This window comes from Leisingera caerulea DSM 24564 (genome assembly GCF_000473325.1).
GTDB lineage: Bacteria > Pseudomonadota > Alphaproteobacteria > Rhodobacterales > Rhodobacteraceae > Leisingera > Leisingera caerulea.
In genome coordinates this window covers 1,398,585-1,423,891 of the sequence record NZ_KI421513.1, presented here as the reverse complement: position 1 = coordinate 1,423,891, position 25,307 = coordinate 1,398,585, and the positions used below count along the sequence as shown (strand labels likewise).

24 protein-coding genes and 2 tRNA genes are annotated in these 25,307 nt (G+C 64.0%); 11 read left to right on the top strand and 15 right to left on the bottom strand.

Going from position 1 to position 25,307, the window contains the following annotated elements; genetic code table 11:
* Window positions 1–2: 2 nt before the first annotated feature.
* A complete protein-coding gene (locus tag CAER_RS30070) occupies window positions 3–1,274 on the bottom strand; it encodes a lipopolysaccharide biosynthesis protein (RefSeq protein ID WP_027236006.1) in 1,272 nt (423 codons plus the stop codon).
* Between the two features lie 258 nt (window positions 1,275–1,532).
* Here CAER_RS30070 and CAER_RS0114330 point away from each other — a divergent pair, with 258 nt between their 5' ends.
* On the top strand, window positions 1,533–2,939 hold the full coding sequence (locus CAER_RS0114330; protein WP_154667778.1) for a hypothetical protein: 1,407 nt from the start codon (window positions 1,533–1,535) through the stop codon (window positions 2,937–2,939).
* Between the two features lie 66 nt (window positions 2,940–3,005).
* On the opposite strand, the gene CAER_RS0114325 is transcribed toward CAER_RS0114330, so the two are convergent.
* The 4 genes from CAER_RS0114325 to xrtE form a co-directional block, all read right to left on the bottom strand.
* On the bottom strand, window positions 3,006–3,251 hold the full coding sequence (locus CAER_RS0114325; protein ID WP_027236004.1) for a VPEID-CTERM sorting domain-containing protein: 246 nt from the start codon (window positions 3,249–3,251) through the stop codon (window positions 3,006–3,008).
* Between the two features lie 135 nt (window positions 3,252–3,386).
* On the bottom strand, window positions 3,387–4,052 hold the full coding sequence (locus CAER_RS28015; protein ID WP_245597366.1) for a metallophosphoesterase: 666 nt from the start codon (window positions 4,050–4,052) through the stop codon (window positions 3,387–3,389).
* 195 nt (window positions 4,053–4,247) lie between these two features.
* Window positions 4,248–4,757, bottom strand: a complete 510-nt coding sequence (locus tag CAER_RS0114315; RefSeq protein WP_027236003.1) for a hypothetical protein — start codon at window positions 4,755–4,757, stop codon at window positions 4,248–4,250.
* A 168-nt stretch (window positions 4,758–4,925) separates the two neighbouring features.
* Window positions 4,926–6,527, bottom strand: coding sequence for an exosortase E/protease, VPEID-CTERM system (xrtE, locus tag CAER_RS0114310; protein WP_027236002.1), 1,602 nt, complete (start codon window positions 6,525–6,527; stop codon window positions 4,926–4,928).
* A 491-nt stretch (window positions 6,528–7,018) separates the two neighbouring features.
* Between xrtE and CAER_RS0114300 the strand changes: the two genes are divergently transcribed.
* Window positions 7,019–7,282, top strand: a complete 264-nt coding sequence (locus tag CAER_RS0114300; protein ID WP_027236000.1) for a spike base protein, RCAP_Rcc01079 family — start codon at window positions 7,019–7,021, stop codon at window positions 7,280–7,282.
* The gene (locus tag CAER_RS0114295; RefSeq protein WP_027235999.1) at window positions 7,282–9,168 is read left to right on the top strand and encodes a phage head spike fiber domain-containing protein; all 1,887 of its coding nucleotides are present in this window, start codon (window positions 7,282–7,284) and stop codon (window positions 9,166–9,168) included. The genes CAER_RS0114300 and CAER_RS0114295 overlap by 1 nt, the downstream gene beginning before the upstream one ends.
* A 53-nt stretch (window positions 9,169–9,221) precedes the next feature.
* Here the strand turns inward: CAER_RS0114295 and CAER_RS0114290 are convergent, their stop codons facing one another.
* Both CAER_RS0114290 and CAER_RS0114285 read right to left on the bottom strand, forming a co-directional pair.
* On the bottom strand, window positions 9,222–10,241 hold the full coding sequence (locus tag CAER_RS0114290; protein WP_027235998.1) for an SDR family NAD(P)-dependent oxidoreductase: 1,020 nt from the start codon (window positions 10,239–10,241) through the stop codon (window positions 9,222–9,224).
* A gap of 275 nt (window positions 10,242–10,516) precedes the next feature.
* Window positions 10,517–10,592: transfer RNA gene (locus tag CAER_RS0114285), tRNA-Thr, on the bottom strand.
* A 175-nt stretch (window positions 10,593–10,767) separates the two neighbouring features.
* Here CAER_RS0114285 and CAER_RS0114280 point away from each other — a divergent pair.
* The 8 genes from CAER_RS0114280 (at window position 10,768) to CAER_RS0114245 (ending at window position 15,827) form a co-directional block, all read left to right on the top strand.
* Window positions 10,768–10,854: transfer RNA gene (locus CAER_RS0114280), tRNA-Leu, on the top strand.
* A 150-nt stretch (window positions 10,855–11,004) separates the two neighbouring features.
* Entirely contained in the window at window positions 11,005–11,619 is a 615-nt protein-coding gene (locus CAER_RS0114275) for a ribonuclease D (protein WP_027235997.1), read from the top strand.
* Window positions 11,616–12,584, top strand: a complete 969-nt coding sequence (locus CAER_RS0114270) for a KpsF/GutQ family sugar-phosphate isomerase (protein ID WP_027235996.1) — start codon at window positions 11,616–11,618, stop codon at window positions 12,582–12,584. The genes CAER_RS0114275 and CAER_RS0114270 overlap by 4 nt, the downstream gene beginning before the upstream one ends.
* 23 nt (window positions 12,585–12,607) lie before the next feature.
* Entirely contained in the window at window positions 12,608–13,207 is a 600-nt protein-coding gene (lptC, locus tag CAER_RS0114265) for an LPS export ABC transporter periplasmic protein LptC (protein WP_027235995.1), read from the top strand.
* A 3-nt stretch (window positions 13,208–13,210) separates the two neighbouring features.
* The gene (gene lptA, locus CAER_RS0114260) at window positions 13,211–13,723 is read left to right on the top strand and encodes a lipopolysaccharide transport periplasmic protein LptA (RefSeq protein ID WP_027235994.1); all 513 of its coding nucleotides are present in this window, start codon (window positions 13,211–13,213) and stop codon (window positions 13,721–13,723) included.
* Entirely contained in the window at window positions 13,723–14,481 is a 759-nt protein-coding gene (gene lptB / locus CAER_RS0114255; RefSeq protein ID WP_027235993.1) for an LPS export ABC transporter ATP-binding protein, read from the top strand. Before lptA ends, lptB begins: the two co-directional genes overlap by 1 nt.
* A gap of 271 nt (window positions 14,482–14,752) precedes the next feature.
* Window positions 14,753–15,310 (top strand): ribosome hibernation-promoting factor, HPF/YfiA family, encoded by a 558-nt coding sequence (gene hpf / locus CAER_RS0114250; RefSeq protein ID WP_027235992.1) that lies wholly within the window; start codon window positions 14,753–14,755, stop codon window positions 15,308–15,310.
* Between the two features lie 52 nt (window positions 15,311–15,362).
* On the top strand, window positions 15,363–15,827 hold the full coding sequence (locus CAER_RS0114245; protein WP_027235991.1) for a PTS sugar transporter subunit IIA: 465 nt from the start codon (window positions 15,363–15,365) through the stop codon (window positions 15,825–15,827).
* Between the two features lie 344 nt (window positions 15,828–16,171).
* Here the strand turns inward: CAER_RS0114245 and CAER_RS0114240 are convergent, their stop codons facing one another.
* From CAER_RS0114240 to cysQ, 8 genes are all read right to left on the bottom strand, one after another.
* Window positions 16,172–17,608 carry a nodulation protein NodH gene (locus CAER_RS0114240; protein WP_027235990.1) on the bottom strand — a complete coding sequence of 479 codons (1,437 nt, stop codon included), beginning with the start codon at window positions 17,606–17,608 and terminating at the stop codon, window positions 16,172–16,174.
* A gap of 6 nt (window positions 17,609–17,614) precedes the next feature.
* Window positions 17,615–19,315 carry a DUF5927 domain-containing protein gene (locus CAER_RS0114235; protein ID WP_027235989.1) on the bottom strand — a complete coding sequence of 567 codons (1,701 nt, stop codon included), beginning with the start codon at window positions 19,313–19,315 and terminating at the stop codon, window positions 17,615–17,617.
* Window positions 19,312–20,298, bottom strand: coding sequence for a glycosyltransferase family 2 protein (locus CAER_RS0114230; RefSeq protein ID WP_027235988.1), 987 nt, complete (start codon window positions 20,296–20,298; stop codon window positions 19,312–19,314). The genes CAER_RS0114235 and CAER_RS0114230 overlap by 4 nt, the downstream gene beginning before the upstream one ends.
* Window positions 20,299–20,490: 192 nt before the next feature.
* Complete coding sequence (locus CAER_RS0114225) at window positions 20,491–21,531, bottom strand: glycosyltransferase family 2 protein (RefSeq protein WP_027235987.1); 1,041 nt, start codon at window positions 21,529–21,531, stop codon at window positions 20,491–20,493.
* A gap of 2 nt (window positions 21,532–21,533) precedes the next feature.
* Entirely contained in the window at window positions 21,534–22,517 is a 984-nt protein-coding gene (galE, locus tag CAER_RS0114220; protein ID WP_027235986.1) for a UDP-glucose 4-epimerase GalE, read from the bottom strand.
* Between the two features lie 46 nt (window positions 22,518–22,563).
* Window positions 22,564–23,457, bottom strand: coding sequence for a UTP--glucose-1-phosphate uridylyltransferase GalU (gene galU / locus CAER_RS0114215; protein ID WP_027235985.1), 894 nt, complete (start codon window positions 23,455–23,457; stop codon window positions 22,564–22,566).
* 183 nt (window positions 23,458–23,640) lie between these two features.
* Window positions 23,641–24,441, bottom strand: coding sequence for a 3-deoxy-manno-octulosonate cytidylyltransferase (locus CAER_RS0114210; protein ID WP_027235984.1), 801 nt, complete (start codon window positions 24,439–24,441; stop codon window positions 23,641–23,643).
* Window positions 24,441–25,238, bottom strand: coding sequence for a 3'(2'),5'-bisphosphate nucleotidase CysQ (gene cysQ / locus CAER_RS0114205; RefSeq protein WP_027235983.1), 798 nt, complete (start codon window positions 25,236–25,238; stop codon window positions 24,441–24,443). Before cysQ ends, CAER_RS0114210 begins: the two co-directional genes overlap by 1 nt.
* Between the last annotated feature and the right edge of the window lie 69 nt (window positions 25,239–25,307).

Sequence of the window (25,307 nt, the reverse complement as noted above, 5' to 3'; positions counted from 1 at the left end):
CCTCAATCCTCTTGCGGCAGCCGGGGCAGGATGAACCCCAGCAGGCTTGGGTCGATACCAATGCGGCTGCGGCACAGGTACCAGGCATGCACATTCCACGCGATGGTCGAAAGCGCCACGACCGACGCCGCCCCCAGGGTGCCAAAGGCCCAGACCGCCGGGACCAGCGCGGCCAAACCGGCTGCATTCCAGATCAGCGACAGCCTTGCGAATGCTTTCTCCTGGCCTGCCATCTGCATCAGAATGCCGTTCGGCCCGCCAGCGGCGCTGACGGCAAAGCCGAACGAGAGTATCAAAAGCTCGGGTTTGGCGGTGGCGTAGCCTGCGCCGAAGAGACTCAGGGCAAATCCCCCAAAGGCCCAAAACGCCACCATCCCCAGGGCCGCAAACCCGCCCGCAGCCGCTGAAACGGACTGGCAGATTTTGCGCAGCGTGCCGCGGGCGCCCTCAGCGTAGGCGCGCGAAATCATAGGGGTCACGGCGAGGTTGGCCGCCAGCAGCAGCAGCGTCATCAGCTGCGCGGTTTTCAACGCGGCAAAAAACGGCGCTGTCTTTTCCGGGCTCATCACCAGACCGATGGCCACCACCGCCAGGTTCGGGCCGGAAACAATCACCACCGAGGCCAGCCAAAAACTTTTGGACATGTCCCGCCACTCAGCGGTGTGCGGCGTGCGGGGCCCCGCGATGGCAGTGCGGTAGCGTGTGGCGGGATCAAAGCGCGATTGCACCAGGAGCCAGAACGCCAGCGTGCCCGCGCAAAGCAGAAACGCCCACGCCGGCTCCAGTTGTGGCAGGATACCCAGCATCACCAGGCCGGCGGCAGCAATCACGCTAAGCCGCCACAGGATATCGCGCGGCACCAGTGCACCCAGAATGCGGTTCTGTGTGCGCAAGACGCTCGATTGAAATTCAGCAAACGCAATGGGCAGGACCAAGAGCGCAGCCGCCAGCATCGGCCGGTTTTCGGCGTCTGCAAGGCTGTAGAGCGCAAACACCAGGGTCAGCACGGCACCCGCCCCCGCCACATGGCGCAGCCCATAGGCCAGCGCCGCCTTCCAGACCGGAGCGTTTTCGGGCTCTGTATTGGCGGGCAGCACGCGCATGACCAGTTGCTGCTGGCCCATCAGCGCAATCTGTCCCAGGGTCAGCGCCGCGGAAAACCCAAAGGCAAAGACGCCGTAACCCTCAAGATCCATAGCCCGCGCAAGCGCCACCAGCATCAAATAGTTGAGCGGCGCGCCGGCCAGCTTGACCAGCAGGGCAAGGGAAGTCACCCGAAATAGGGTTGTGCGAAGCGGCATGAATATCTATGCGCAAGGAAATAGACGACGTAGAGATGCCTTGCTACTATCGCAGCGTCCCGGGCTGTGCAACTGAGCAGTGCAGCGGAGCCTGCGTTGCGCTGCATGCCTCCCCAGGGCGCAGGTATTTTTGCAAAACTATTTGACGTGGCAGAAAATTTTCAAACCGGACAGCCACCGATATGCATTTGCAGGCGGACTGCGATGGCATGTGGTGACCGACAGCTATGAGTGAGTGATAAGGCCTTGGTTGCAGCTCAAAACAGGCGCATCCTCTTCAGCTTCGTTTTTATGGCGGCATTGGCGGTAGGCTCGCTGGTGCTTTTGAACCGGACGCTGCTCAATGGCGTGCTCTTGCAGGACTTGCATTACCTGTATCTGGGCGGCGCCTTCATGATCAATCTTTTCGCGATCTACTACTATATCGTGCACCCCAATGCCGGTTTTGCGTCGATCCAGGTCTCCTATTACTTTGCCTTCGGCGCCTTGTTCCCGGCTTTGGTCTATACCAGTATCGGTCTTTACCCTTGGCCCATCGCCTATCAGGTCGTTTCTCAGGAACTGCTGCGCAAGACCTCTTTCATGTGTCTTGTCTTCAGCCTGTTTCTGCACGCAGGCATTTTTTACGGGATGCGCGGAAAATACCTGCCGCCGGCGCGCCGGACAGCTGGTTTGTCGGCCAAGCTGGCGCTGCCTATACTGCTTGCCGGTTATTTTTTCACGCTGCTGTTATACGCGTGGATCGGACTCGACATCATTACGACACCCCGCATCCAGATCGAGCATACGCTGTCTGACGCAGGGGGGCCCCGTTTTGCGATTTTCAAACGCGTCTCGCTTTTGCTTTTTGCGTTGTCACTGGTGGCGGGCTTCATTGCGCGCAACGACCCCCATCCAAAGAACCGCCGCATCTTCCTTTGGCTTTTTGTGGTGATGGCAGCCACGCTGTTTGTCTTCGTGAACCCGGTGAATTCCGCGCGCTGGCGGCTGATCGGGTTCGTCGCATCCTTCATCCTGCTGTTTGCGCCGCTCAACAGCACAGCGGCAAAATTCTGGACCTTCTGGGCGATGTTCGCAGGCTCGATCTTGCTCTATCCCCTGCTGAGCGTCTTCAGCCGGACCTCAAGGCAATGGGACCGGATTTCATCGGGCGCTTGGCAGGAATTTTTTGCCGCAGGCGATTTCGACGGCTACCAGTCAATGATGCACGGGGTCTATTGGGCGCAAGAGTTCGGCCTCTACCTCGGCTCGGGCTTGGTCAACAGCGCCCTATCCGTTATTCCGCGACAGGTTTGGCCCGACAAGCCAGTGCACTCCGGTCAGATCGTCTCGGAATGGCTGGGCAGCGCCAACACCAACCTGTCAATGCCGCTATTCGGCGAAGCCTATTTGAACTTCCACTTGTTCGGAGCGCTTCTGATTTTCGTTGCAGGCTTTGCCGTGGCTAGAATCGACAAGCTTTTGCGGTCCGAACCCTCAGCAACGCTGTCCTATTTCATCGCGCTCGTGGTCGGTGGCAGTATGCTGTTTATCACACGCGGCGCCCTTCAGGCGGTCACGGAATTTGTCTGGCAAATCATGCTTCTGATCGCTCTCACGGTGTGGATATGCCGTAAGAAGCGCACCCGGGCAGTCTAGGCAAGACGAACCTCTTGTCCCGCCAGACGTCCGGCAGCAAGCCGCTCCGGAGCGCTAAACCCCTGCTCAGGCGCGGCGGCGGTTCACTTCCCAGACCAGGGCCAATGCAGCGCCAACTGCCGCAAGTGTCAGCAGGCCAGCGCTGGCATCTATTTCCGGCACGCCCCACGCATTGCCGTTTCCGTTGCCGCCGTTACCGTTGCCGTTTCCCCAACCATTGCCATTACCCTTGCCAGGCCGCGCTAATGCGGCGGACAGTGTCATGCAATTGACAAAAAAAGCGGTGCTAACGGCGGTAAAAAGAGATTTCATCTGCTCGGCCTCAAAAGGTAATGGTTAAACTCCCTCTCAGGCGCTTAGCAGTTTCTTAACCATCCCTCAACTTGCAGTTTGGGCCGGCATGGTTTTCCTGCCCGGCTGTATCCGGGCTGCACCGCAGTGCGCGCTTCAAGCGCGCTCCTGGCGCACACTCAGGAACCGCGGCGCGCTGCCATCCAGACAGACCGCAGACAGGGTTCCGGTGGCATAAGCGCCGGTATCAACGGCAATCCGGCCCCGCTCTGCCACGGGCTTGCTGACGATGGTGTGGCCATGCACGACCCAGATCCCGTCCTGGCGCGGGGTGCGGAAGAACTCCCGGTGGCCCCACCGCAGCGTGTCCTCCTCCTGCTCGTCCGCAGCCGCGCCGGGGTCAGCCCCGGCATGGGCCACCAGAACGGTGCCCGACAGTACCGAAGTCTCCAGGCCTTCAATCCAGCCAATCAGCGCGTCCCCCATCACCGCCTGCAGACGGTCGCGGCAGCCGCGCAGCTCATCTGCGCTCATCTGCGGCCGGGCGCCGCAGATGCCGAAGGATGCCAGGGTCTGCAGCCCGCCGTTCCTGATCCAGCGCCCGCCATCGCCGGCAGGGTTTTTCAGAAAACGCAGCAGCATGTCCTCATGATTGCCCATGAGGCAGGTCAGATCCGGGCGCGCGCTGAGATAGCGCAGCACTTCGGCGCTTTGCTCGCCCCGGTCGACATAATCCCCGGCCAGGATAACCCGGTGATCCTGCGGCACCTGTGCCAGCATCTGCTGCAGCAGCGGCAGGCAGCCATGCACATCGCCGATCACGCAAAGCGGCTCCCCGGGCGCGGGGTCCGCGAAGGCGGGACCTTTTCCGAACTTCCGGAGCAAGGACGACAGCACGATGAGCGATTCTCCCGGTGGCCTGTTTGGCGCAGTGAACCCCGGCGCGCGGCAGCGAGCCGGGGCTTCATCAGTCAGCCAGTGATAACTGCCTGCCCGCAGCGGGGCAAGCAGAGCCGCTCAGGCGCTGCGGCAGGCTTTCACGCCCATGCGGATGATTTCGCTGCCCTTGATCTTGTAGATGCCGGAAATCCGGTTGCGGCCTTCCGCCATGAACCAGGCTTTCAGCGGCTCCGGGTAGAAGTCCGCCATCACACGGCTGAAATAGTCGAACTTCTCCTGCGCCAGGCGGCGGCCGCTGCGCGAGGGGCCGTGAAAGCCGAAGGTGGTGTTCGGGTCGACGCAGGTGCCTGGCAGGCCAAGGAACATGGTGCAGGTGGAATAGCAGACCCGGCCGCGGATCTCGACCCGCACGCCGCTGCGCTTGAGGTTTTTCAGCTCGATCAGCCGGTCGTGCAGATAACCGCCGCGGTCGCTGCCCACGACATAGGTCTGCTGGGCGGCGGCGGCCTGCGGCTGCAGCACCGCCAGCGCCAGGCAGGCGGCAGCGGCGGTTTTGGCGGCCTTGCGGAAGATGGAGCGGGCGCGCCCCGGCAGGGCAGAGGAAGAAGCAATGTTCAGTGCCAGCATGGTCAGATCTCCAATGCAAAAACGGGCGTTGGAGACTGGATAGAAAACCCCTGCGCGCTGGCCGGGGTGCGGATGTGGCAAAAATTAGTACATTATCAACACTTTAGCCCGCATGTTAGGCAAATTTTAAGAGTTTCGCCCTGCCCTGCGGCGCTCAACCCGGCCGGGTCAGATCAGATCATAGTTCTTGCTGGCGATGGCCGCGGCGGCAATGATGGCGTTGGCCAGCATATGGGCCTGCACGGCGCCGCCGGGGCGGCGGGTCCGCAAATACAACAGGCCGAACGCAATCCCCGCCAGCGCCCCCGCCACCCAGCGGTCGTGCAGCGCCGCAAACAGCAGGCTGCTGACCGCCAGACCGGCCAGGACACGCCAGGCAGACGCCGCGGAAGTGCCGGCGATACGCTCCAGCACATAGGCGCGGAAGAACAGCTCCTCGATGACCGGCACCAGCAGCACCGTGCCCAGCAGGCGGCAGAGGATCCAGAACAGATCAGGCGCCCCGGACGCGCTGGCAGTGCTCTCAGGGGCCGTCCAGAGCCACAGCGCCGCCACCGCGTAGCCGGTCAGCCAGTCGGCGGGCCCGGCGCGCCAGTCTATGGCCTTCAGCGCAGGCCAGAACAGCGCCAGCCCCAGCAGCATAAACGCCACCCGCAGCGGGTAGCCGTCAGCGGGGTTTTCCCAAAGCAGCGGCGTGATGGTGCCGCTCATCATGAAAAGAATAAACGGGACGATTCTGGCAAACAGCGGATCCGCCCTCACGGGCAGGCCGGGCCGGGTGCCCGGCGCTGCGGCCTTGTTGTGGAAAAAGGCCATGTTGTGGACGATGGCCAGAACCGCAAAGGCCAGCAGCGAGAACATCAGCCAGCCCGCATAGGAGTGAAACCCGTCCACCGCCAGCTTTGGCGAGACATTGGCGCCCAGCCAGATCAGCGCGGAAATCCGCAGGACGTTCAAGATCCAGCTGAGGCAGACCGCAAGCGGGAACAGAATCATCCAGTAGGGCCTCATGCGCAACGTCCGGCGCGCCAGCATGGCATAGATCGCCATGAACACTGCCACCAGAGCCACGCCTTCTGCCCCCGAGCAGCCCGAGGCGATCCGGACCCTGAAATCATTGAGGCCGATGATGCGTTCGCCCGGAAGGCTGAACAGGTCGGTTCCGGTCAATGCGAAGACCCCGCTCACGGCCTGGAACGTCAGCCGGGTCAAGGCGCGGTTTTCGCCCCAAAGCCATCCAGTGGCCTCAACCACCAGCGGCAGCAGGAAAAAACCGGCGGCCACAAGCGGCAGAAAGGCGCCATTGCCAAGAAACCATTGCTTCCAGGCGCGCAGCGGCAAGAGCCAGAGCGCAGCGCCCAGGAGCGCCAGCACTGCGCCGGCCAGGAACACCGGCGCCGCCAGGCTGAACTGCGCCTCCAGCTCCGCAAGCGGAAGCTGCCAGAGCGGCACAAGCAGCAGCCCCAGCCCCAGCAGATGCAGACCGGCCGGAAACAGGCGGCGGGACGGCGCTGCGCCCGCCAGGCGCACATAGGCGTGCCACAGCCGGGGGCGGGCAATCGTCATCACCACAACCGCCACGCTCATGAAAAGAACGCTCAGAGGAAGCGTCCGCATCCCCCGGCACAGCGCATATGCGGACACGTTTCTGCAGGAGAACTGGTCTGTTTCAAAGGTCAGCAGGCGAATGGCCACAGCCTCGGCCACGGCCGCCAGCATGAAAACGGCCAGGCGCATGGATGCAGGCCTAAAGATCAGTTCCTGCCTCATGATCGCTCCTTTGAAGTGCGGTTTGAAAACAGAGTGGCGCAGCCCCTGCCCTGCCCAGTCAGAGTTGCTCCTTCATAATCAAGGCAGCCCCATGTTCAAGGGGCTGGCCCTGGCACCGCCGTTTGCACCGCCCTCCGCCGCGCAAGGCTTCGCTGCACCGGCGCCGTGGCCAGCCAGCCGGGGGCCGGCATCAGGGCTGGCGCGCTTTCAAACCGCCCTGCGCTTGGGCCCTGCAGCGGAAACTGTCGGCATTTCCGCGCGGCCTCATCTTCTTCACAGCTCGAAACAGCAGGCACGCCTCCGGATGCACTGTCACGCTGCCGGAGAGCTGACACGCAGCAGCTGCGGCGCAGGCCGGAAAGGCGTTGCGCCGCGCGGCAAACCGGCGAACGCCCGCTTTTGCCAGCCTTAACCCGGATAAGCCACCATGCAGCCTATCGGAGGAATCGGGACGCAGGTTTCAGCAGGTCTGCAATTTCTGGAGAACACACATGCCTCAAACCGATCCGTTTGCGAGCCATCGCCGCGGGCTGGAGAGCCCGGCCGCAACCCATTTTGAAATTGTCCCGCAGGATGGCACCGATCTGCCGGTGCGTCCGCGCGTGCTGCGGGTGGTCTCCGCCGGGGATCTGGCAGTCCGGGATGCGGCGGGGACGGTCATTATCTATCCCGTCGCCGCAGGCGAGACGTTTGCCTTCTCTGCCGCCGGGATCGAAGCAACCGGCACAACGGCAACTGTCGCGGGGTGGTACTGATGCTGGGTATCGGCCTGTCAATGACCGGCGAGACCGCGCAGGGGCGCTGGTCGCCGCCTGCCGCCCTGATTGACCTGGATTTCCGGCAGGACCGGTACCTTCAGGCAGGCGCGGCCAAAAGCTTTGACGACATTTTCGTCTATAACGGCGCCGGTCTTCGCACCTTCACCAGCGAGGCGGGCACGCATGTCTGGGCTGCCCACAACCTGCTGGCCCATTCCGGGGATCTGGCGCAGGGCACCGCAGTTGCCGCGTCCGCCACAAAAACCCGGCTCACGGCAGCGGCAGGAACCGGCACAACGGTGCCCGAGGCGCGGCGGGCCGGGGTGACGCTGCCGGATGCGGGCACCTACACCTACTCAGCCCATGTGCGGCAGGTGAACCTGCGCTACCTTGCCATGACGTCCGAAGGCTACGGCAGCGGCGCCGGCGGGGTTACCCTGTTCGACCTGCAGGGCGGGACGATCGCAACCCAGGGCGCAGGCCACCTTGCGCTAGTTAAACCGCTGGCCGATGGCAGCTGCATTTGCAGCATCACGTTCACCGCGGACGGCTCCGCGCTGAACGGCACGCTCAGCGCCGGGATGTCAGACAATGCAGTGTCGCATGCCGTGACCGGTCCCGACGGCACCGAGGCCCTGGATGTTTTCGCACAATGGGTCTGCCGCTCCGATCTCGGCGGCATGGCGGACAATCCGGACAACGCCCTGGGGGCCGAGTTCGCAAGCTATGTCCCGGCCGAAGCAGCGCCAGTCTTCAAGGCGCGCCGCAATGCCTATGTTCGTGGCGCCCTGGAAGGGATTCTCATCGAGGATGAGGCAGCGGTGAATATCGTCGAGCAGAGCCATGACTTTGCCGCTGCCTATTGGGTCAAGAACAATCAGCTGGCGGTGGCCGCGTCCGGTACTATTGCAGGCATCCCCGCATGGGAGCTGACCGACAGCAGCGCCACGGGTTTCGCGCACTGCGCCGCGGGCATCGGCGCTATCGCGGGGGTTCACACCGCATCCTGCCTGGTCCGCAAGAACCCGTCCCAGATGTCGCTGTTCAGCGCGCGCCTGTCTGTCGGATCGAACCAGTTCTGCGGCATCTCGTTCGATACCGTGACCGGAGCCATCAAGGACCACTGGAACAGCGGGCTTGCGGTGCAGCCTGACGGAACGAAGATGCGGGATGTCATCGACATGGGAACCCACTGGTTCGCGTGGTTTACCTATGACCCGTCCCTCCTGACCGGCTTGAATGCCACGGCTGACGTGCAAGTGTTCCCGGCCCACGATGCCCTGAACCTGTCACCTGGTGCGCAGGTCACCGGATCGCATGTCTGCACGGCCTTCCAGGTGACGGCCGGATACACGCCCGGCTCCTTCATCCCCACAGCAGGCCGCGCAGCCTCCCGCCCGGCAGAGACTCTGGCCATCCGTTCATCCGTGCTGCCTGCAACCATGCCGGTTGCGGTCTCGCTGGCGCTGGAGGGCCGCATGAATTTTACGGACACCGGGTCCGGGGCGGCAGCGCGGTTCTTCGACTGGCGGGCTGACAGCGGCAACCACCTGAGTGCGGGGCTGAACACCGCCGGCACGGCAACCGGCCAGATCCAGGTTTCCAGCGCACGTTCCGGCGCGGCCAGTACGGCGAGCGGGGCAGCATCCGCCTGTGCGCCCGGTCTAAACGTGCCTGTCAGCTTTGCCGCCCGCCACCCGGCTGCGCAACTGGAGCTCGCGGCGAAAGGAGAGACCGCCGCGGGATCGCCTGCGCCCTCGGCGCTACCGGATCTGGCGGCAGCCGACATCGGCCTGGCGCCTGCATTCAAGGGCAGCCTTGGCCGTTTCCGCTTGTGGGACCGTGATCTTGGCAGCGCCGGCATCGGGCGGATACCGGCATGAACGGCGGCCTGACCCCTGGCGCACCGCCGCTGACGGCGGTCAGGCGCCGCATGTCAGGGTGCTGGATAATACTCCCGGTACCAGGCGACAAACTGCGCCACGCCCTCGGCCACGCCGGTTTTGGGCGTATAGCCGGTCAGTCTCCGCAGCAGCGACGCATCGGCCCATGTGGCGGGCACATCGCCGGCCTGCATCGGCATCAGGTTCCGTTCCGCGGTGCGGCCGGTGGCGGCCTCGACCGCCGCGATGAAGTCATTCAGCTGCACAGGCTCGGAGTTGCCGATATTGACCACCCGGTGCGGCGCCACCGGCGACAGGCTGTCGCCCTCCGGCACCACGCCATCCGCCGGGCGTTGCGGCGCCGCGTCCAGCAGCAGCCGGACGGCCTCCACCAGATCGGTGATATAGGTGAAGTCGCGCTGCATGCCGCCGTAATTGTAGACGTCGATCGGCTGCCCCGCGAGGATCGCCCTGGTGAATTTGAACAGCGCCATATCCGGCCGCCCCCACGGGCCGTAGACGGTAAAGAAGCGGAACATGGTGACCGGCAGATCAAACAGATGCGCATAGGAATGCGCCATATTCTCGGTCGCCTTTTTGGAGGCGGCATAGAACGACATCTGGTGATCGGCCTTCTGGGTCTCCCTGTAGGGCATGTCGGTATTGGCCCCGAACGCCGAGGAGGTGGAGGCCAGCAGCATGTGCCGGGGCGGATGGGCGCGGGCGGCTTCGAGGATCTCAAAGGTGCCGGTGATGTTGCTTTCCAGGTAAGAGCGGGGGTTCTCAATCGAATAGCGCACCCCGGCCTGCGCCGCGAGGTGGACCACATAATCAGGCTTGTGCTCCTCAAAGACCCGCAGGACGACGCCAGGCTCTTCGATGCTGCGGTTGATGACGCTGAAGTCCGGGTGCTGCTCCAGCATTGCCTGCCGGTCCCGTTTCAGCTGCACGCTGTAGTAATCCGATAGGTTATCGATGCCAACGACCCGGAACCCGTCGTCCAGCAGGCGCCGGCACAGATGGTAGCCGATAAAACCGGAGGAGCCGGTGACGAGAACGGTTTTCTGGGTCATCAGTCTGCTCCAGGGGCCTGTCTGAACCGCCGGGCTCCGGAACCCGGCCATAGGGTGTTGTTTTCGCAAGGCGCCGGACCACCCGCCGGGCATTATGGCAAACCGGGCTGGGGCATGCCATCCCCGGCAGCTCAATCCGGCGCTGCTGACTGGTGCGGCATATGCAATCAGCTCTCCCACCGACGGCCGCTGGCCTCAAAGCGGGGGACACGCGCTGGAACTGCCGTCCGCCGGCGGGACGCAGCAGCGATCATGCACAAGACTACAGGGAAAACTGGTGCCGGTGATAGGACTCGAACCTACGACCCCATCATTACGAATGACGTGCTCTACCAGCTGAGCTACACCGGCGCCGTTGGTTTCATAATGCTGGGTTCTGTTGTAGGCAAGCGAAATTGCCGCGCCGACAGCGGCGGCAAAGACCTTTGCGGGCCCGGCTGCAAATCCCGGAGAACCTGGCTTGCCGCACGCTATTTCCGTTTGACGCCCCCTGAAAACCATCTTATACGCCCATCCCACGACACCTGCCCAGGTGGCGGAATTGGTAGACGCGCTAGCTTCAGGTGCTAGTGTCCGTATGGACGTGGAGGTTCGAGTCCTCTCCTGGGCACCATTCCCCGACAATGTAAAACGACGGCGCCCCAGGCCACCCGCGCCTTTGCCGCGTAAACCAGCTTGCCCCGGCGCAGTTGAGTTTGCGGGCCAAAGCGCCTATCTCCTCTCCAGCCCCTGCCGGCGCGATGATCATCAAAAGGGAATTCCAGTGGCCAACCACCTGTACAAAAACGACCTGCCCGACGGGCTGGACTTCGGTCCCGTTGTCGCCATCGACTGCGAGACCATGGGGCTGAACCCGCACCGCGACCGGCTTTGCGTGATCCAGATGTCCGGCGGCGACGGCAATGCGCATATCGTGCAGGTCGAAAAGGGCCAGTCCGAGGCGCCCAACCTGTGCCGGATGCTGGAAGACCCGAACGTGCTGAAGCTGTTCCACTTCGGCCGGTTCGACATTGCTGCCATGTACCACGCCTTTGGCGCCCTGGCCGCGCCGGTCTATTGCACCAAGATCGCCAGCCGCCTGGTGCGCACCTACACCGACCGCCACGGGCTCAAGAACCTGACCCAGGAACTGCTGGGCGTCGACATCTCCAAGCAGCAGCAGATGAGCGATTGGGGCGCGGAAGAGCTGACCGAAGCGCAGCTCGACTATGCGGCATCGGACGTGTTGCACCTGCACAAGCTGCGCGAGGCGCTGGACAAGCGGCTGGCCCGCGAAGGCCGCACCGGGATGGCGCAGGCCTGCTTCGATTTCCTTCCCATGCGCGCCAAGCTGGACCTGGCCGGCTGGCCCGAAATTGACATCTTTGCCCACTCATGACCGATACCGAAAAATTCCTCGTCACCGCGCGGCAGGTGATCACCGATGAAGCCAAGGCACTGAACACCCTGGCCGAAGGGCTGGATGAGCGATTTGCCGAAGCGGTGCAGCTGATTTTGCAGGCCAAGGGCCGCATCATCGTCAGCGGCATCGGCAAATCCGGCCATATCGGCCACAAGATCGCAGCCACCCTGGCCTCCACCGGCACGCCGGCCTATTTCGTGCACCCGGCTGAGGCCAGCCATGGCGATCTGGGGATGCTGTCCGAAGGCGATGTGGTGCTGGCGATCTCCAACTCCGGCGAGGCGCCGGAGCTGGCCAACCTGCTGGCCTTCACCCGCCGCTTTGCGATCCCGCTGATCGGGCTGTCCAGCAAGATGGACAGCACGCTGATGAAGCAGGCGGATGTGCACCTGCAGATCCCCTCGCTGGGCGAGGCCTGCGGCTTTGGCATGGTGCCGTCGATCTCCACAACGCTGACCCTGGCGATGGGCGATGCGCTGGCGATTGCGCTGATGAAGCACCGCGACTTCCGCCCCGAGAATTTCCGCGACTTCCACCCGGGCGGCAAGCTCGGCGCGCAGCTGAGCAAGGTGCGCGACCTGATGCACGCGGGCGATGCGCTGCCGCTTGTCAGCGGCGACACCCCGATGGCCGATGCGCTGATCGAGATCAGCCAGAAGGGCTTTGGCGTGGCAGGTGTCGCTGCCGCCGACGGCTCGCTGGCCGGCATCATCACCGACGGCGACCTGCGCCGCCACATGGACGGGCTGCTGAACAAGACCGCGGCAGAAGTGATGACCACAGGCCCCGCAACCATCGCCCCCGGCGCCATGGCGCAAGAGGCGGTTGCGGTGATGAACCAGCGCAAGATCACCTGCCTGTTCGTGGTCGATCCTGACAACGGGCAGAGGGCTGAGGGCCTCCTGCACATCCACGACTGCCTGCGCGCAGGCCTGGGCTGACTGAAGGCCAGGGGGAACTGACAATGGACAGCCATTCCAGAGCCGTTGCCTATCTCAAGGTGCTGCTGCCGCTGGCGGCCCTGGTTCTGTTGTCCACCCTGTTCCTGATTTCGCGGGGGGTGAACACCGAGGCGGTGATCCCCTTTGCGCAAAAAGAGATCGAGGACCGGATGAAAGGTCAGCAGGTGACCGCGCCCTTCTTCTCCGGCACCACTGCCAGCGGCGACGAGATCATGGTCACCGCCTCCCTGGCCCGTCCCGGCCGCGACGGCACGCCGGCGGTTGCCAGCGATCTGTCTGCCGACATCCGGCTGGCCCAGGGCGGCCGGATCACGCTGGCGTCCGAAACCGGCTCCATCCACCCGGATCGGGATATGGCGCAGTTTATTGGCAACGTGCAGATCACGTCCGCGGACGGGCTTGTTGTCGAGACCGAAGAGCTGAACACAGCGCTGAGCGGGCTGAAGGCCGACAGCCCCGGCCCGGTCCGCGCCACCGGCGCAATCGGCGAACTGACTGCGGGGAATATGCACATCGGCGTCAAAACCGAAGGCGGCCCTGTCCATATGCTGTTCAAAAACGGCGTGAAGCTGCTATATGATCCCCAGCAACCGGAAAGATAACCTGTGTCCTATTTGCGCGCCTTGATTTTCTGCCTGCCGCTGGCGGTATTTCCCGGCCTCGCGGCAGCGCAAACGGCCTCCGTCGCCTTTGGCGCGGTCAAGGCCGACCCCAGCCAGCCCGTCGAAGTCACTGCCGATAACCTGGCGGTCAACCAGGCTGACGGCTCCGCCGAGTTCACCGGCAATGTCCTGATTGTGCAGGGCATCATGCGGCTGTCCGCGGACAATGTCCTGGTGATTTATAAAACTGCGGACGACAGCGGCGCCAAGGCCGGCATCGAACGGCTGGAGGCAACCGGCAACGTGGTGCTGGTCAGCGGCCCTGACGCGGCGGAGGCAGAGCGCGCCGAGTACACCATCGACAAGGGCACCATCGTGATGACCGGCAATGTGCTGCTCAACCAGGAAGGCGGCACCCTGGCGTCGAACCGCCTGGAGGTGAACCTGACCTCGGGCACCGCCCGGATGGCGGGCCGGGTCAAGACCATCCTGAACCCGAACGGCGGCAGCAACTGATGGCGAAACCCAACCTGACCGTGACCGAAGGCTCCTCCGGGCTGCACATCGAAAAGCTGCGCAAATCCTACCGCAAGCGGGTGGTGATCCGGGATGTCTCGATGTCGCTGAACCGCGGCGAAGTGGTGGCGCTGCTGGGCCCGAACGGCTCCGGCAAGACCACCAGCTTCTACGCCATTGCGGGCCTGGTGTTCCCCGAAGCGGGCACCGTCAGCATCGACGGCCAGAACGTGACCGGCCTGCCGATGTACCGCCGCGCGCGGCTGGGCATCGGCTATCTGCCGCAGGAAATGTCGATCTTCCGCGGCCTGTCGGTGGAGGATAACATCTCCGCCGTTCTGGATATCTCGCAAAAGCACGAGCACAAACGCCGCGAGCGGCTGGAAGAGCTGCTGTCGGACTTTTCGATCGAGCACCTGCGCCGCGCGCCCGCGCTGGCACTGTCCGGCGGCGAACGCCGCCGTGTCGAGATCGCCCGCTGCCTGGCGGCCGATCCCAAGTACCTGCTGCTCGACGAACCCTTTGCCGGCGTCGATCCGATCTCGGTCGGCGACATCCGCCACCTGGTGGCCGATCTCAAGAAACGCGGCATCGGCGTGCTGATCACCGATCACAATGTCCGCGAAACGCTGGAGATCGTCGACCGCGCCTATATCCTGCACGACGGCCAGGTTCTGATGTCCGGCAGCCCCGAGGAAGTGGTGGAAAACGAGAACGTCCGCCGGGTCTATCTGGGCGACAATTTCCGCATCTCCTGAGCCGCTGCGCCGGCGGCGGGCAACCGGAAAATATGCCTGAAAGGCAGGGTTCTTTTTTCCGGGATATCCATTGACTCTCCCGCTGTCTTGCCGTCGAATTGACCCATGGCATACGCGCAGTCCGATGCAATCCGCTCTTCCGCCTTGGCAACAAGGCCCGGATGGATGCACCCGGACGGCTGGCCTGCCCCCCGGTTCCGGACCTGACGTGACAGCGCCAAGGATTGCCTTGGCGGCGGGCCCGGCCGCAATAATTTGTGAAGGAGATCACATGCGTTATAAAATCAGCGGTAAACAGATCGACATCGGTGAAGCTCTGCAAACCCACGTGCAGAACGAGCTGGGCTCGGCCGTGCAAAAATATGCCGAGCGCCCCACCGACGCGGCTGTGGTCTTTTCCCGTTCGGCGCATGAATATGTGTGTGAAGCCACCGTCCATCTGTCGACGGGCCTAAGCGCTCAGGCCAAGGCCCATGCGACGGAGATCTATGCCGCATTCGAGGCCTGCTGCGAGAAAATGGAAAAACAGCTGCGCCGCTACAAGCGCCGCCTGAAGGACCATCACAAGGACCGCAGCGAGCCGGTTGAACATTTGGGCGCCAACTCGTATATCCTCGCCTCTGAGGAAGCGGATTCCGAACCGGACTCGCTGCAGCCGATCATCGTCGCCGAAATGGAAACCCGCATTCCGTCGCTGTCGGTCGGTGAAGCGGTGATGCAGATGGAGCTTGCAGGCGCCCCGGTTCTGGTCTTCCGCAACGAAGGCAAGGACGGATTGAATGTGGTCTACCGCCGCGACGACGGCAACATCGGCTGGATTGATCCGTAAACACATCTAAGGCATCGGCGCCCCGGCGGGGGCGCCGGAACGGAGCAGACATATGCAGATTTCCAGCATCCTCAAGCCAGAGGCCGTCCGGGTAATCGGTGCGGCCTCAAGCAAGAAGCGGTTGTTCCAGGAAGTCGCAGATATTGCTCAGACCGCCTATGGGCTGGACGCCCAGTCCACGGTCGAGGCCTTGCTGGACCGCGAGAGCCTCGGCCCCACCGGGGTCGGCCATGGTGTCGCCCTGCCGCACGCCCGGCTCGACAGCATCAGCGAGGTCTGCGGCGTCTTTTTGATCCTCGAGAAACCGCTGGATTTCGGCGCCGTTGACCGCCAGCCGGTGGATATCGCCTTTGCCCTTTTTGCGCCGGAGGATGCGGGCGTCGAGCACCTGAAAGCCCTGGCGCTGGTGTCGCGCACCCTGCGGGAGCAAAGCTTCTGCACCAAGCTGCGCGCCAACCACGACCCGGCCACGCTTTACACCATCCTGACCGAGGATCAGTCAGTCCAGGCCGCCTGAACCCCGCCGCAACTCAACACCCCCGGTCCTTGCGCTGATCCGCCGGGCCGCCTGCAGCCGCAGCGCCGGCGTTGCGGGCTTCGGCTGACAGTGCACGGTTTCCGCAAGCCCTCCCGCCCGTCATCGGCCGCCCTCCGGCGGCGCTCTTCCCGTTGGGCCGGGCATGGAACAGGGCCTGCGGCCCCGCCCCATGCGGCAGCGTCCTTGACCGGGCCTTCGCATCAGTTGCACTGCCCCCGCGCCAGACGCCGCGCCGCACAGGGTGCGGCGCCGGGCCCAAGGCCGCCAAGGGTATTTGCGCAGCAAATATCCTGCGGGCGCGGGAGCGCCCCGCCTGCCCCCGATCAGATTTTGCGCCAGGGGCCGAAGCCGAACGCAAGATAGTCGCGCTGATAGACCGATGCGATCAGCGCCTCCAGCTCCGCGTCGTAGATATCATCCAGCGCATGCGGGCGCTCCGGTACCGCGGCAGCCACAGGATCAGGCGCCATCCGCCCCAGTTTCCGCGCCAGGGCCGGCAAATCCTCCGCCATCTCCGTCTCGCGGATCAGAAGGTCCGGAACGCCGACACCCGCAAACCCCTCCAGTGCCTGGCTCTGGCTGGCCCATTCCGCGTCCAGCCGGATCGAGGTCTGGCCTGCCAGGCTGGCCCGCACGAACTGCAGGAAAGCGGCAAACGCCTCCCTGTGCTGCGCACGGGTATACCCCTCGCCCGGACCCGCCTCCGGCACCGCAAGGCCGAACTGCCGCCGCAGCGTGTTGCGGATCTGCCGGAAACTGCCCTCGCCCGCATTCAGGATCCGGCGGCAGAACACCGCATGCGCCCGCGCCGCCGGATGGCGCAGCACGGTAAAGCTGCGGAAGCCCTTGTTGCCGCGCTTCCACTGGCGCAGCTGCTTCTGGTTCATGCCCCGGATCAGCCCGTCCGGAGCGACCTGGTCCAGCCCCGCCATCCACTGCACGACCTCCGCCTCCGGCCCGCCCTTGAGCGGCAGGTAGAGAAGCGGCGTCACCGCACACGCCACATAACCGGGCACCGCCGGACCACGGCGCGGCTCGAAATTCGGGGTCCGGGTCAGGTTGAACCGGTCCAGCCCCGAAAGCGCCGCCTGCATCTCCTCCGGATTGGCCACCTTGGCCAGCACCGGCGCCGGGTTCTGCCGCTTGAGGCTTCCGTCCAGCGCCTCCAGCTGCTGCGAAACTCCCAGCCAGCGGGCCAGACCGTTCATCACCTCAACGCTCTGCAAATCCTCGTAGGCCACATAGAACGCGGTCTGGCCCAGCGCCTGGAGCCTGTTCAGCAGCGTCACCTGGAAAGCCTGCAGCACCTCCACATGGGCGGCAAACTCCGCCGCATCAAACTGTGCCTTGGCGTCCTTGCGGCGCGTCACATTGGTCAGCTTCCACTGGCCCGTCTCCCGGGCGATCTTCCACGACACATAGCTGTCCAGCGGATTGCGCGTCAGCACGATCTTGGCGCAGCGCGGATCCTCCAGCATCCCATCCAGCACCCGCGGATCATGGTCATGGAAGTAGCGGAAGCCCCCCAGCACCCCCGGCTGCGCCTTGATCTCCTGGATCAGCCGCGCCGGATCGGTCTCGCGCATGGCCTGGGTCACCCCCAGGATCTGATCCGTGTTCGGATAACCGATGAAATGCGGGTTGAAGGCCTCGCCATGGCAGGTGAGCCCGTCAAAGGCATTCAGATTGGTCTCCAGGAAATTGGACCCGGTCCGCATTTCCGCAAAGACAACAAAGTAATCAAACAAGGGAGAGGTCATCAGGAATTATCGCACCAGATAGGGTTTGCGCTGCGGTTTGGAGAGGCTGACCGGAGTCTGCCCGACCGGGAAATCCCCCATCAGATAAGGGTGCATGCCCTGGTTCTTCAAATTCTGCAGGAACTGGCCAAAGCCATCAAGATCCGTCATCTTCGGCGCTTCGCTCAAATGCCGGGCCGTGACCGCGCCGATTTCGCCGAGGATGGTCTGCAGCGGCTCCATCGGCGCTTCGGCAAATTCCGCCATGCTCCAGATCCGCACCCGCGCCTTGGTCCATTGCGAGCGCAGGATTTTCAGCTGTTCAGCCTCAATCTGCTGAAGCCGCGCCGCCTGCTGCCGCAGTTCCGCGAAACTGCGGTTGGATTTGAACAGCGGCACCGCCCAGGCCCCGCTGATGACCGAAACCTGCGCATTGGTATCCCGCGCCAGCAGCCAGTTCACCGCCTGATTGTCGCGCGGCCCGAACTGAAAGCACTGGCGCTCGCCGCGGGTGTTCCAGATCAGGGTGGTGAGAAAGCTCTCCGGGTTGTAATCGCGCGCTTTCGGATTTCCATTGAGGCAGCCGCTGATCAGGCTCTGGCCCTGAGAGAATTCTGCCCCCTCCGGCGCAAAGATGTGCCCGTGCACCCGGGCCCCGGTTGTCCGGGCCAGCCAGGTCTCAAAGTCCTCGAACAGTTCGGTAAAGCCCTGGAACACCGAATAGGGGCTGGAGGTGATCCCGTTTTCCGACCCCTGCCCGGGAAACCGGCTCTGCATGTACAGGCCGGGCCGCCCGCGGGTGCGCCGCTCCACTGCCTTGGCAAAGATCCGGTCGATCTTGCCCGGGTTCGGTTCGGTCCGTTTCATCGCGCCGGCGGGGTCTGTCAGGAAGGCCTGGTAAAGGCGGTCTGCATGCGGCCAGATCTTGCGCGCGACAAAGCAGTCGGACCGGCGCAGCAGCTGCAGGTGATCGTCATAGAAAATATGCGGCTTGCCCTGGAAATCGAACTTGCTGAGCGTCAGCGAGCGGCTCTCGATGTTGCTGGAGTACTGCCGCGCCAGCGTCTGGAAGTAGCTTTCGTCCGGGATCCAGACTTTGCGGAAGTAGGCGTCATAGGCCGGGCGGTCCGGGTCCTTGAGGATTGCCGACAGGGTCTGCCGGGTCAGGCACCACCACTGGCTGCCCATATGCGGCACCAGCCCGGGCGGAATCCGCCGTTCGATACGCAGCTTGCGCTGCAGCTCCACATAGCGGTCGAACAGATAGCGGTGCCGTTTCCACGAAAACGGGAACCGCAGCGTGAACCGCTCATGGCTGAGGCCGCCGACAATCCAAGGCACGTCCGCAGTGGTGGCGCTTTCGATGAAATCAGTCTGCGGGCGGGCCGCCAGATAGTCGATCAGCTCCTGCACCGGGCGCAGCGGCAGGCAGGAGCCCGACGCAAGGTAGACATGGCGCACGCCGGGGAACTCCGCCAGCATCACCCCGGATGCGGCTTGCGAGGCGGCGACAATGCCCCAGGTGCCCCATTCACAGCGGTGGCGGGTGCAAAAGCGGATCAGCGGATTGCCCTCCAGCGCCTCCTGGAAGCGTCGGAACACCTGGCGGTCCACCTTGCTGTCCACATGCAAGACCACCGGGCAGCCGCTTGCGGTCCAGTGCCGGGCCACCTGCTCCGCGCGCTCCAGCGCGGTGTGGACCAGCATGACAATGCCGACCGTGCTCATGCCCAATTCCCCTTGGACATCAGCCCCAGGATCTCAAGCTGGCGCCAGTTGATGTATTTCTCGCTCCATTTGCACCACAGCTCCGGCTGCTCCGCCATCTTGCCGGCATAGGCCTTGTACTCCACCGATCCGGCATAATGCTGGCCCCGCTCCAGCTCCTCCTGCGCCTTGGCGGTGAAAGTGTCGAGGAACTTGGTGTGCAAGAGCGCGCCGCTGGCCTTTTCGCCGCCGTCCGTTTCATAGACCTGGTTCAGCCCGCGCGGCAGCAGCGCATGGGTTGAGCTGGCATAGGCATAGCGCCGGTGCCATTTGACCAGCGGGATCTTGTTCAACGCCGGCGCCTGTCCGGGCTGATCGGCAAAGAACACCCGCGCCCGCGGCCCGCCCTGGATCCACAGGTTGCCGTATTCCGGATTGCGGCTGATCGTGTAATTGCCGCTGTCGAACCAATGGGCGATCTCCAGCGGGTTCTGCCCCGCCTGATAAGGCACCTCATCAATCCGGCCCTTGGGATAGACATCCAGCAGCATCGCCGAGAAGCTGCGGATCGCCGAATTGTCCAGCCAGTCGGTCAGCGCCCGGATCGGCCGTGTGTCGCAGAACGGGTAGATGAAGAACTCATCCGGGTCGACCACCAGCACCCAGTGCCCGTGCGCGTATTTGCGTTTCAGGCAGTTCATCCAATCGATGCCAAAGCCCGCGCGCTTGTAGCTTGCCGTGGTGTGCCACAGCGAAACATCCTCCATCCCGCGCAGGTAATCCGCCGTCCCATCGGTAGAGCCATTGTCCACAAACAGGAAATGATTGATGCCCATACCGCGGTAGTACTGCAGGAAATAGGGCAGCCGGATCTGCTCATTGCGCATGGTGCAAACCAGCAGGATATCGTCCGGCTGGATCTTCCGGGTGTTGTCCTGCAGGGGCGTCAGCTCACCGGACTTGCGCACGGCGCGGACCAGCCGCCGTTTGCGCCGCAACCGCATCCGGTAAGAATCCCAAAGCCCCACGTCTACTCCAAACCATTATCCAAGGGGTGCGCCGGCCTGCCCAAGCCGCCCCGTACCTTCGGCAAGTTTCCGCGCAATATGTCACGGGCATATGGTATTAACAACGGATTTAGAAACGGTTACGCGGGCGCACGGCGCGGCTGCAACACCCCGCGCCAGACACGCGCGTCACCAGGCAAGCGGTGACATCAGGCCCAGTTCCGCCAGCTGATCCGGGCCGCGGTAGCGGACAGATCCCTGGTGCCACAGATCCGGCGCTTGCGCGATCCGGTCGTAATAGGCATCAAATTGCTGCGGCGCATGGAAGTGCTGCTGCCGCTGCTTTTCCGTTGCCGATCTGGAAACAATTTCCGGCAGGAATTTCGTATGCAGCAGCACCCCGGACGGCGCCGTGCCGCCCGGCCCGCCGTACTGCGCATTCAGCCGCGGCGGCAGCAGCGAATGGGTACTGTTGATATAGGCATAGCGCCGGTTCCAGCGCACCAGTGGCAGCTTGTTCAGCGTCGGCGACCGCTCCGGCTGGTCCGGAAAGAATACTCTTTCGCGGGCGCCGCCCTGCACCCAAAGGTTGCCCATCGGCTGCTGCCGCGCCGCGCGGTAAGGTCCGGTGTCAAACCACTGCAGCACCTCGCACGGATCCTGCCCCGGCACATAGCCTTGCGTGCCCAGCGGCCCCCTGGGGTAAAGGTCCAGCATCAGCGCGCCAAACCCCGTGCGCCCCTGCTGCTCCAGCCGCTGCGCCAGGGCGCCCAGCCCGTGCGCCTCCATGCCGGAATAGACCAGCAGCTCATCCGCATCGACTGTCAGGCACCAGCGCCCGTGGCCGTAGCGGATCAGCAGCCAGCCCAGCCAGTCGAGGCCGAAGCGCGTGTTCCGGTAGCTGCCGGCAGCGCGCCACAGGGACACGTCAGGCTGATCCGCAAGAAACTCAGCGCTGCCGTCATCACTGCCGTTGTCGACGGCCAGGAAGTGCACCGCGCCCAGGCGCCGGTAGTGCTCAAGGAAAAAGGGCAGCCGGGTGATCTCATTGCGCAGGACGGTAAAGACGAGGACCCCCTCTTGGGGGATCTGCCCGGTGCGGTCCGCCAGCCTGGTCATCTGGCGGCGGGCCCGCAAGGCCCGCCACAGCATCCGCCGCCTTTTCCACCGCATCCGGTAGGCCCCGGTCAGGCCCAGCGGAGGCAGATCAGGGGCGGCGGGGCCGGTCATGCTCAGGCCTCGTAATGGCCCGTCTTGTGCCATTTCCAGGCATCGGCGATCATGGTTTCCAAGGAGGAACGCCGCGGCTCCCAGCCCAGATCAGTGACCGCGCGGGTCGAGCCCGACACCAGCTTGGTGCAATCGCCGGCCCGGCGCGGTCCGGTGTTGCAGGGAACTTTCTGCCCGGTCACGGCCTCAGCCTTGTCCATCACTTCGCGCACCGAAAAGCCCGAACCCGTGCCCAGGTTGAAAACCTGGCTGCCGTTGCCGTCTTCCAGCCACTTCAGGCCCAGCACATGCGCATCCACCAAGTCGCAGACATGCACGTAATCGCGGATGCAGGTGCCGTCCGGCGTATCGTAGTCGGTGCCGAAGATGGTCAGCGCATCGCGCTTGCCCGCAATCGCATCCAGAACCAGCGGCACCAGATGGGTCTCGGGGCGGTGGAACTCGCCCACCTCGGCCTCAGGGTCCGCACCCGCAACGTTGAAATAGCGGAAGATCACCGACCGCAGCCCATGCGCAGCGCCGAAATCCTTGAGGATATCCTCCACCGCGCGCTTGGAAGCGCCATAGGCGTTCAGCGGCAGCTGCGGAGTGTTTTCGTCCAGCACGACATTGTCATGCTCGCCATAGGTGGCGCAGGTCGAGGAGAACACAAAGTCCAGGCAGCCCGCCGCCACGGCAGCCTCGACCAGATTCAGCGACCCGCCGGTGTTGTTGGCCCAGTAGCGGCCCGGCTCGCTCATCGCCTCGCCCACCTGGCTCAGCGCCGCGAAATGCATCACCGCGGCCGGCTGGTATTTCGCAAACACCTCATCCAGCCGGGCGCGGTCGTTCAGGTCGCCCTTCTCGAACGGGCCGAACTTGACCGCATCCTGCCAGCCGGTCACCAGGTTGTCGTAGGTTACAGGAGTATAGCCCGCCGCCTTGAGCGCCTTGCAGGCATGCGAGCCGATGTATCCGGCACCGCCGGTCACAAGGATATTTGTCACTGTCTCTGCCCCATGCTGGGCCGCCCCGGAAGGGCGGCCAGAGTGGTTACTGCGCGGCCTTTCCGACCTGCGCGATTTCGGTGATGTAGCTCATAAGGTCGTCCCGCAGCTCATCGCGCGCCAGCGCAAAGGCGACGGTCGCCTGCAGGAAGCCCGCCTTGGAGCCGCAGTCAAACCGCTGGCCGCGGAAGCGGTAGCCGTAAACCGGCACGTCCTTGGCAATGTCCTCGGCAATGGCGTCGGTCAGCTGGATCTCGCCGCCGGCGCCCTGCTTCATCTTGTTGAGGTTTTTCAGAACCGACGGCGCCAGGATGTAACGGCCGATGACCGCCAGATTCGACGGGGCCTCTTCCATCTTGGGCTTTTCCACCATGCCGTTGGCGGCAACCACCTGGCCCATGTCCTCTTTCACGTCGAGCACACCGTAGGAAGAGGTCTTCTCCGGCGGAACCTCCATCGCGGCAACCATGTTGCCGCCGGTTTCCTCGTAGGCTTCGACCATCTGCTGCAGACAGGGCTTTTCCGCTGCGATCACGTCATCCGGCAGGATCACCGCAAAGGGTTCGTTGGCGATCAGCCGGCGGGCGCACCAGACCGCATGGCCCAGGCCCAGCGCCTTGTGCTGGCGGATATAGGCAATCGCGCCGGATTCCATGTCGGTGCCCTTCAGGATCTCCAGAAGGTCATCCTTGCCCTTCTTGCGCAGCTCTTGCTCCAGAACCGGCGAATGGTCGAAATAATCTTCCAGCGCGCCCTTGCCGCGCGACGTGACAAAGATGAATTCCTTGATGCCGGCAGCGCGCGCCTCGTCGATGGCGTATTGCACCAGCGGCCGGTCAACCAGCGTCATGATTTCCTTTGGAACGGACTTTGTTGCCGGCAGGAACCGCGTCCCCAAGCCTGCAACCGGAAAAATTGCCTTAGTTACTTTTTTGCGCATGACGTTCTCACTGTACTAAAATCACCGGGTCGGCGGCTGGCTCTGGCGCATGCCGCGCGCGGAGCCTGCGCGCATCATGCCGGTTGTTCTCCAACAAATTTCAAAGCAGCTGCCCGCCGCAATTCCCGGCCGCCGCTTTGCAGCAGCCGCTCGCCCCATCTGTTTCTCATTACCATAATCCAGTCACTCGTGCCCCATTTTCTTCATCATAGCCTCCAGGCGCGGCACGTCCTCAGGGTTGTTCAGCTCCCAGAACTCCCGCCCGCGCGCGTCCACCTCAACACACAGCACCTTGCGCCCGTTTTCCAGGAACCGCAGCTGCTCCAATCCTTCCAGGCCCTCCAGCGGGCCGGTCCGCCACCCAGGATACGCTGCCAGCGCGTCCGGACGGTAGGCATAGACGCCGACATGATGATAGACCGGCGTGTTTTCGCCAGCGCCATAGGTTTCGCCGCAATAGGGCACCACCTCTTTTGAGAAATAGAGCGCGCTGCGGTCTTCGGCAAACACCGCTGTGGTGCCGCCGACCCGGCCCGCCTTGCGGTCCGCCAGCAGGCTGTTCAGCGTCTCGCCATTGCAGCGCAGAACCGGCGTCGCCAGCCCCATGCCGGGCGCATCGCGCAAGCCGGCGATCAGATCCTCGACAAACCAATGCGGGGTCAGCGGCGCATCGCCCTGCAGGTTCACCACGATCTCATAGCCGCCGCCCAGCGCCGCATGCGCCTCGGCGCAGCGTTCCGTGCCGTTGGCGCACTCCGGCGAGGTCATCACCACCTCGGCGCCGAATGCCTCAGCTGCGTCCTTGATGCGGTCGTCGTCCGTCGCCACCACCACCCGGTCCGCGCCCTGAACCGAACAGGCCGCCCGCCAGGAGCGCTCCACCAGGGTGCGCTGTTCACCGGTCGCCCCGGTCAGCGGCACCAAAGGCTTGCCGGGGTAACGGGTCGAGGCGTAGCGGGCGGGGATGACAATCAGGACAGACATCAGGCTTTCTTCAGTTCCACAGCTGGTGCATAGGCGATGAAGAACGGGTTCGCATAGCCCTCTTTACCGTAAATAAGCGGGGAATGATCGTCAAAACGCACCACTTTGCCGCCTGCACCCGCCAGCACCGCGTGACCGGCGGCGGTGTCCCACTCCATGGTGCGGCCGACGCGCGGGTACAGATCCGCCTCGCCGGTGGCCACCAGGCAGAACTTGAGCGAGGAACCCGCGCTCTTCATGTCCTTGACGCTGTACTTGCCGATGTAATCGTCGGTTGCCTGATCCCGGTGCGATTTCGAGGCCACAACCATCAGCGCGGAGTTGTCGCTGCCGGCAACCCGGATCGGGCGGGTCTCCCCGATGGTTTCGGGATCGAAGGCGCCGGTTTCCTCAACCGCGCTGCCATCCGCCAGGGTAAAGAACATCCGCTCCTTGGCCGGCGCATAGACCACGCCGCGGGTCGGCACGCCCTTTTCCACCAGCGCGATATTGACGGTGAAATCGCCGCGGCGGTGGATGAATTCCTTGGTGCCGTCCAGCGGGTCGACGATCAGGAAGGTGTCGCCGCGCGCGCTGTGCGAGGCCGCCTGCTCCTCGGTGACCAGCATCATGTCCGGAAAAGCCGCCCGCAGGCCTGCCGAAATCAGCGCGTCCGCCGCTTCATCCGCTTCGGTTACCGGGCTCTCATCGGATTTCACCTTCACGCCGAAATCGTCGGAGTTGTAGATCTCCATGATCTTTGCGCCGGCCTCGATGGCCAGGCGGCGGATCACGGGCACCAGGTCTTCATATGTCACGCGGACCTCCCTGTCGGGTTTAATTGAAAATTTGCCTATCGCCTCTTATGATGCGCAGACAGCAGAACG

Excerpts from the sequence above, each read along its gene's own strand:
- CAER_RS0114270 (WP_027235996.1), top strand. The coding sequence starts at position 11,616 with ATGACCGATACCGAAAAATTCCTCGTCACCGCGCGGCAGGTGATCACC.
- hpf (WP_027235992.1), top strand. The coding sequence starts at position 14,753 with ATGCGTTATAAAATCAGCGGTAAACAGATCGACATCGGTGAAGCTCTG.
- CAER_RS0114235 (WP_027235989.1), bottom strand. The coding sequence starts at position 19,315 with ATGAGCACGGTCGGCATTGTCATGCTGGTCCACACCGCGCTGGAGCGC.
- galU (WP_027235985.1), bottom strand. The coding sequence starts at position 23,457 with ATGCGCAAAAAAGTAACTAAGGCAATTTTTCCGGTTGCAGGCTTGGGG.
- CAER_RS0114295 (WP_027235999.1), top strand. The coding sequence starts at position 7,282 with ATGCTGGGTATCGGCCTGTCAATGACCGGCGAGACCGCGCAGGGGCGC.
- CAER_RS0114230 (WP_027235988.1), bottom strand. The coding sequence starts at position 20,298 with ATGCGGTTGCGGCGCAAACGGCGGCTGGTCCGCGCCGTGCGCAAGTCC.
- lptC (WP_027235995.1), top strand. The coding sequence starts at position 12,608 with ATGGACAGCCATTCCAGAGCCGTTGCCTATCTCAAGGTGCTGCTGCCG.
- CAER_RS0114225 (WP_027235987.1), bottom strand. The coding sequence starts at position 21,531 with ATGACCGGCCCCGCCGCCCCTGATCTGCCTCCGCTGGGCCTGACCGGG.
- xrtE (WP_027236002.1), bottom strand. The coding sequence starts at position 6,527 with ATGAGGCAGGAACTGATCTTTAGGCCTGCATCCATGCGCCTGGCCGTT.
- CAER_RS0114315 (WP_027236003.1), bottom strand. The coding sequence starts at position 4,757 with ATGCTGGCACTGAACATTGCTTCTTCCTCTGCCCTGCCGGGGCGCGCC.
- CAER_RS0114210 (WP_027235984.1), bottom strand. The coding sequence starts at position 24,441 with ATGTCTGTCCTGATTGTCATCCCCGCCCGCTACGCCTCGACCCGTTAC.
- CAER_RS0114325 (WP_027236004.1), bottom strand. The coding sequence starts at position 3,251 with ATGAAATCTCTTTTTACCGCCGTTAGCACCGCTTTTTTTGTCAATTGC.
- lptB (WP_027235993.1), top strand. The coding sequence starts at position 13,723 with ATGGCGAAACCCAACCTGACCGTGACCGAAGGCTCCTCCGGGCTGCAC.
- CAER_RS0114245 (WP_027235991.1), top strand. The coding sequence starts at position 15,363 with ATGCAGATTTCCAGCATCCTCAAGCCAGAGGCCGTCCGGGTAATCGGT.
- CAER_RS0114290 (WP_027235998.1), bottom strand. The coding sequence starts at position 10,241 with ATGACCCAGAAAACCGTTCTCGTCACCGGCTCCTCCGGTTTTATCGGC.
- CAER_RS0114300 (WP_027236000.1), top strand. The coding sequence starts at position 7,019 with ATGCCTCAAACCGATCCGTTTGCGAGCCATCGCCGCGGGCTGGAGAGC.
- CAER_RS0114240 (WP_027235990.1), bottom strand. The coding sequence starts at position 17,608 with ATGACCTCTCCCTTGTTTGATTACTTTGTTGTCTTTGCGGAAATGCGG.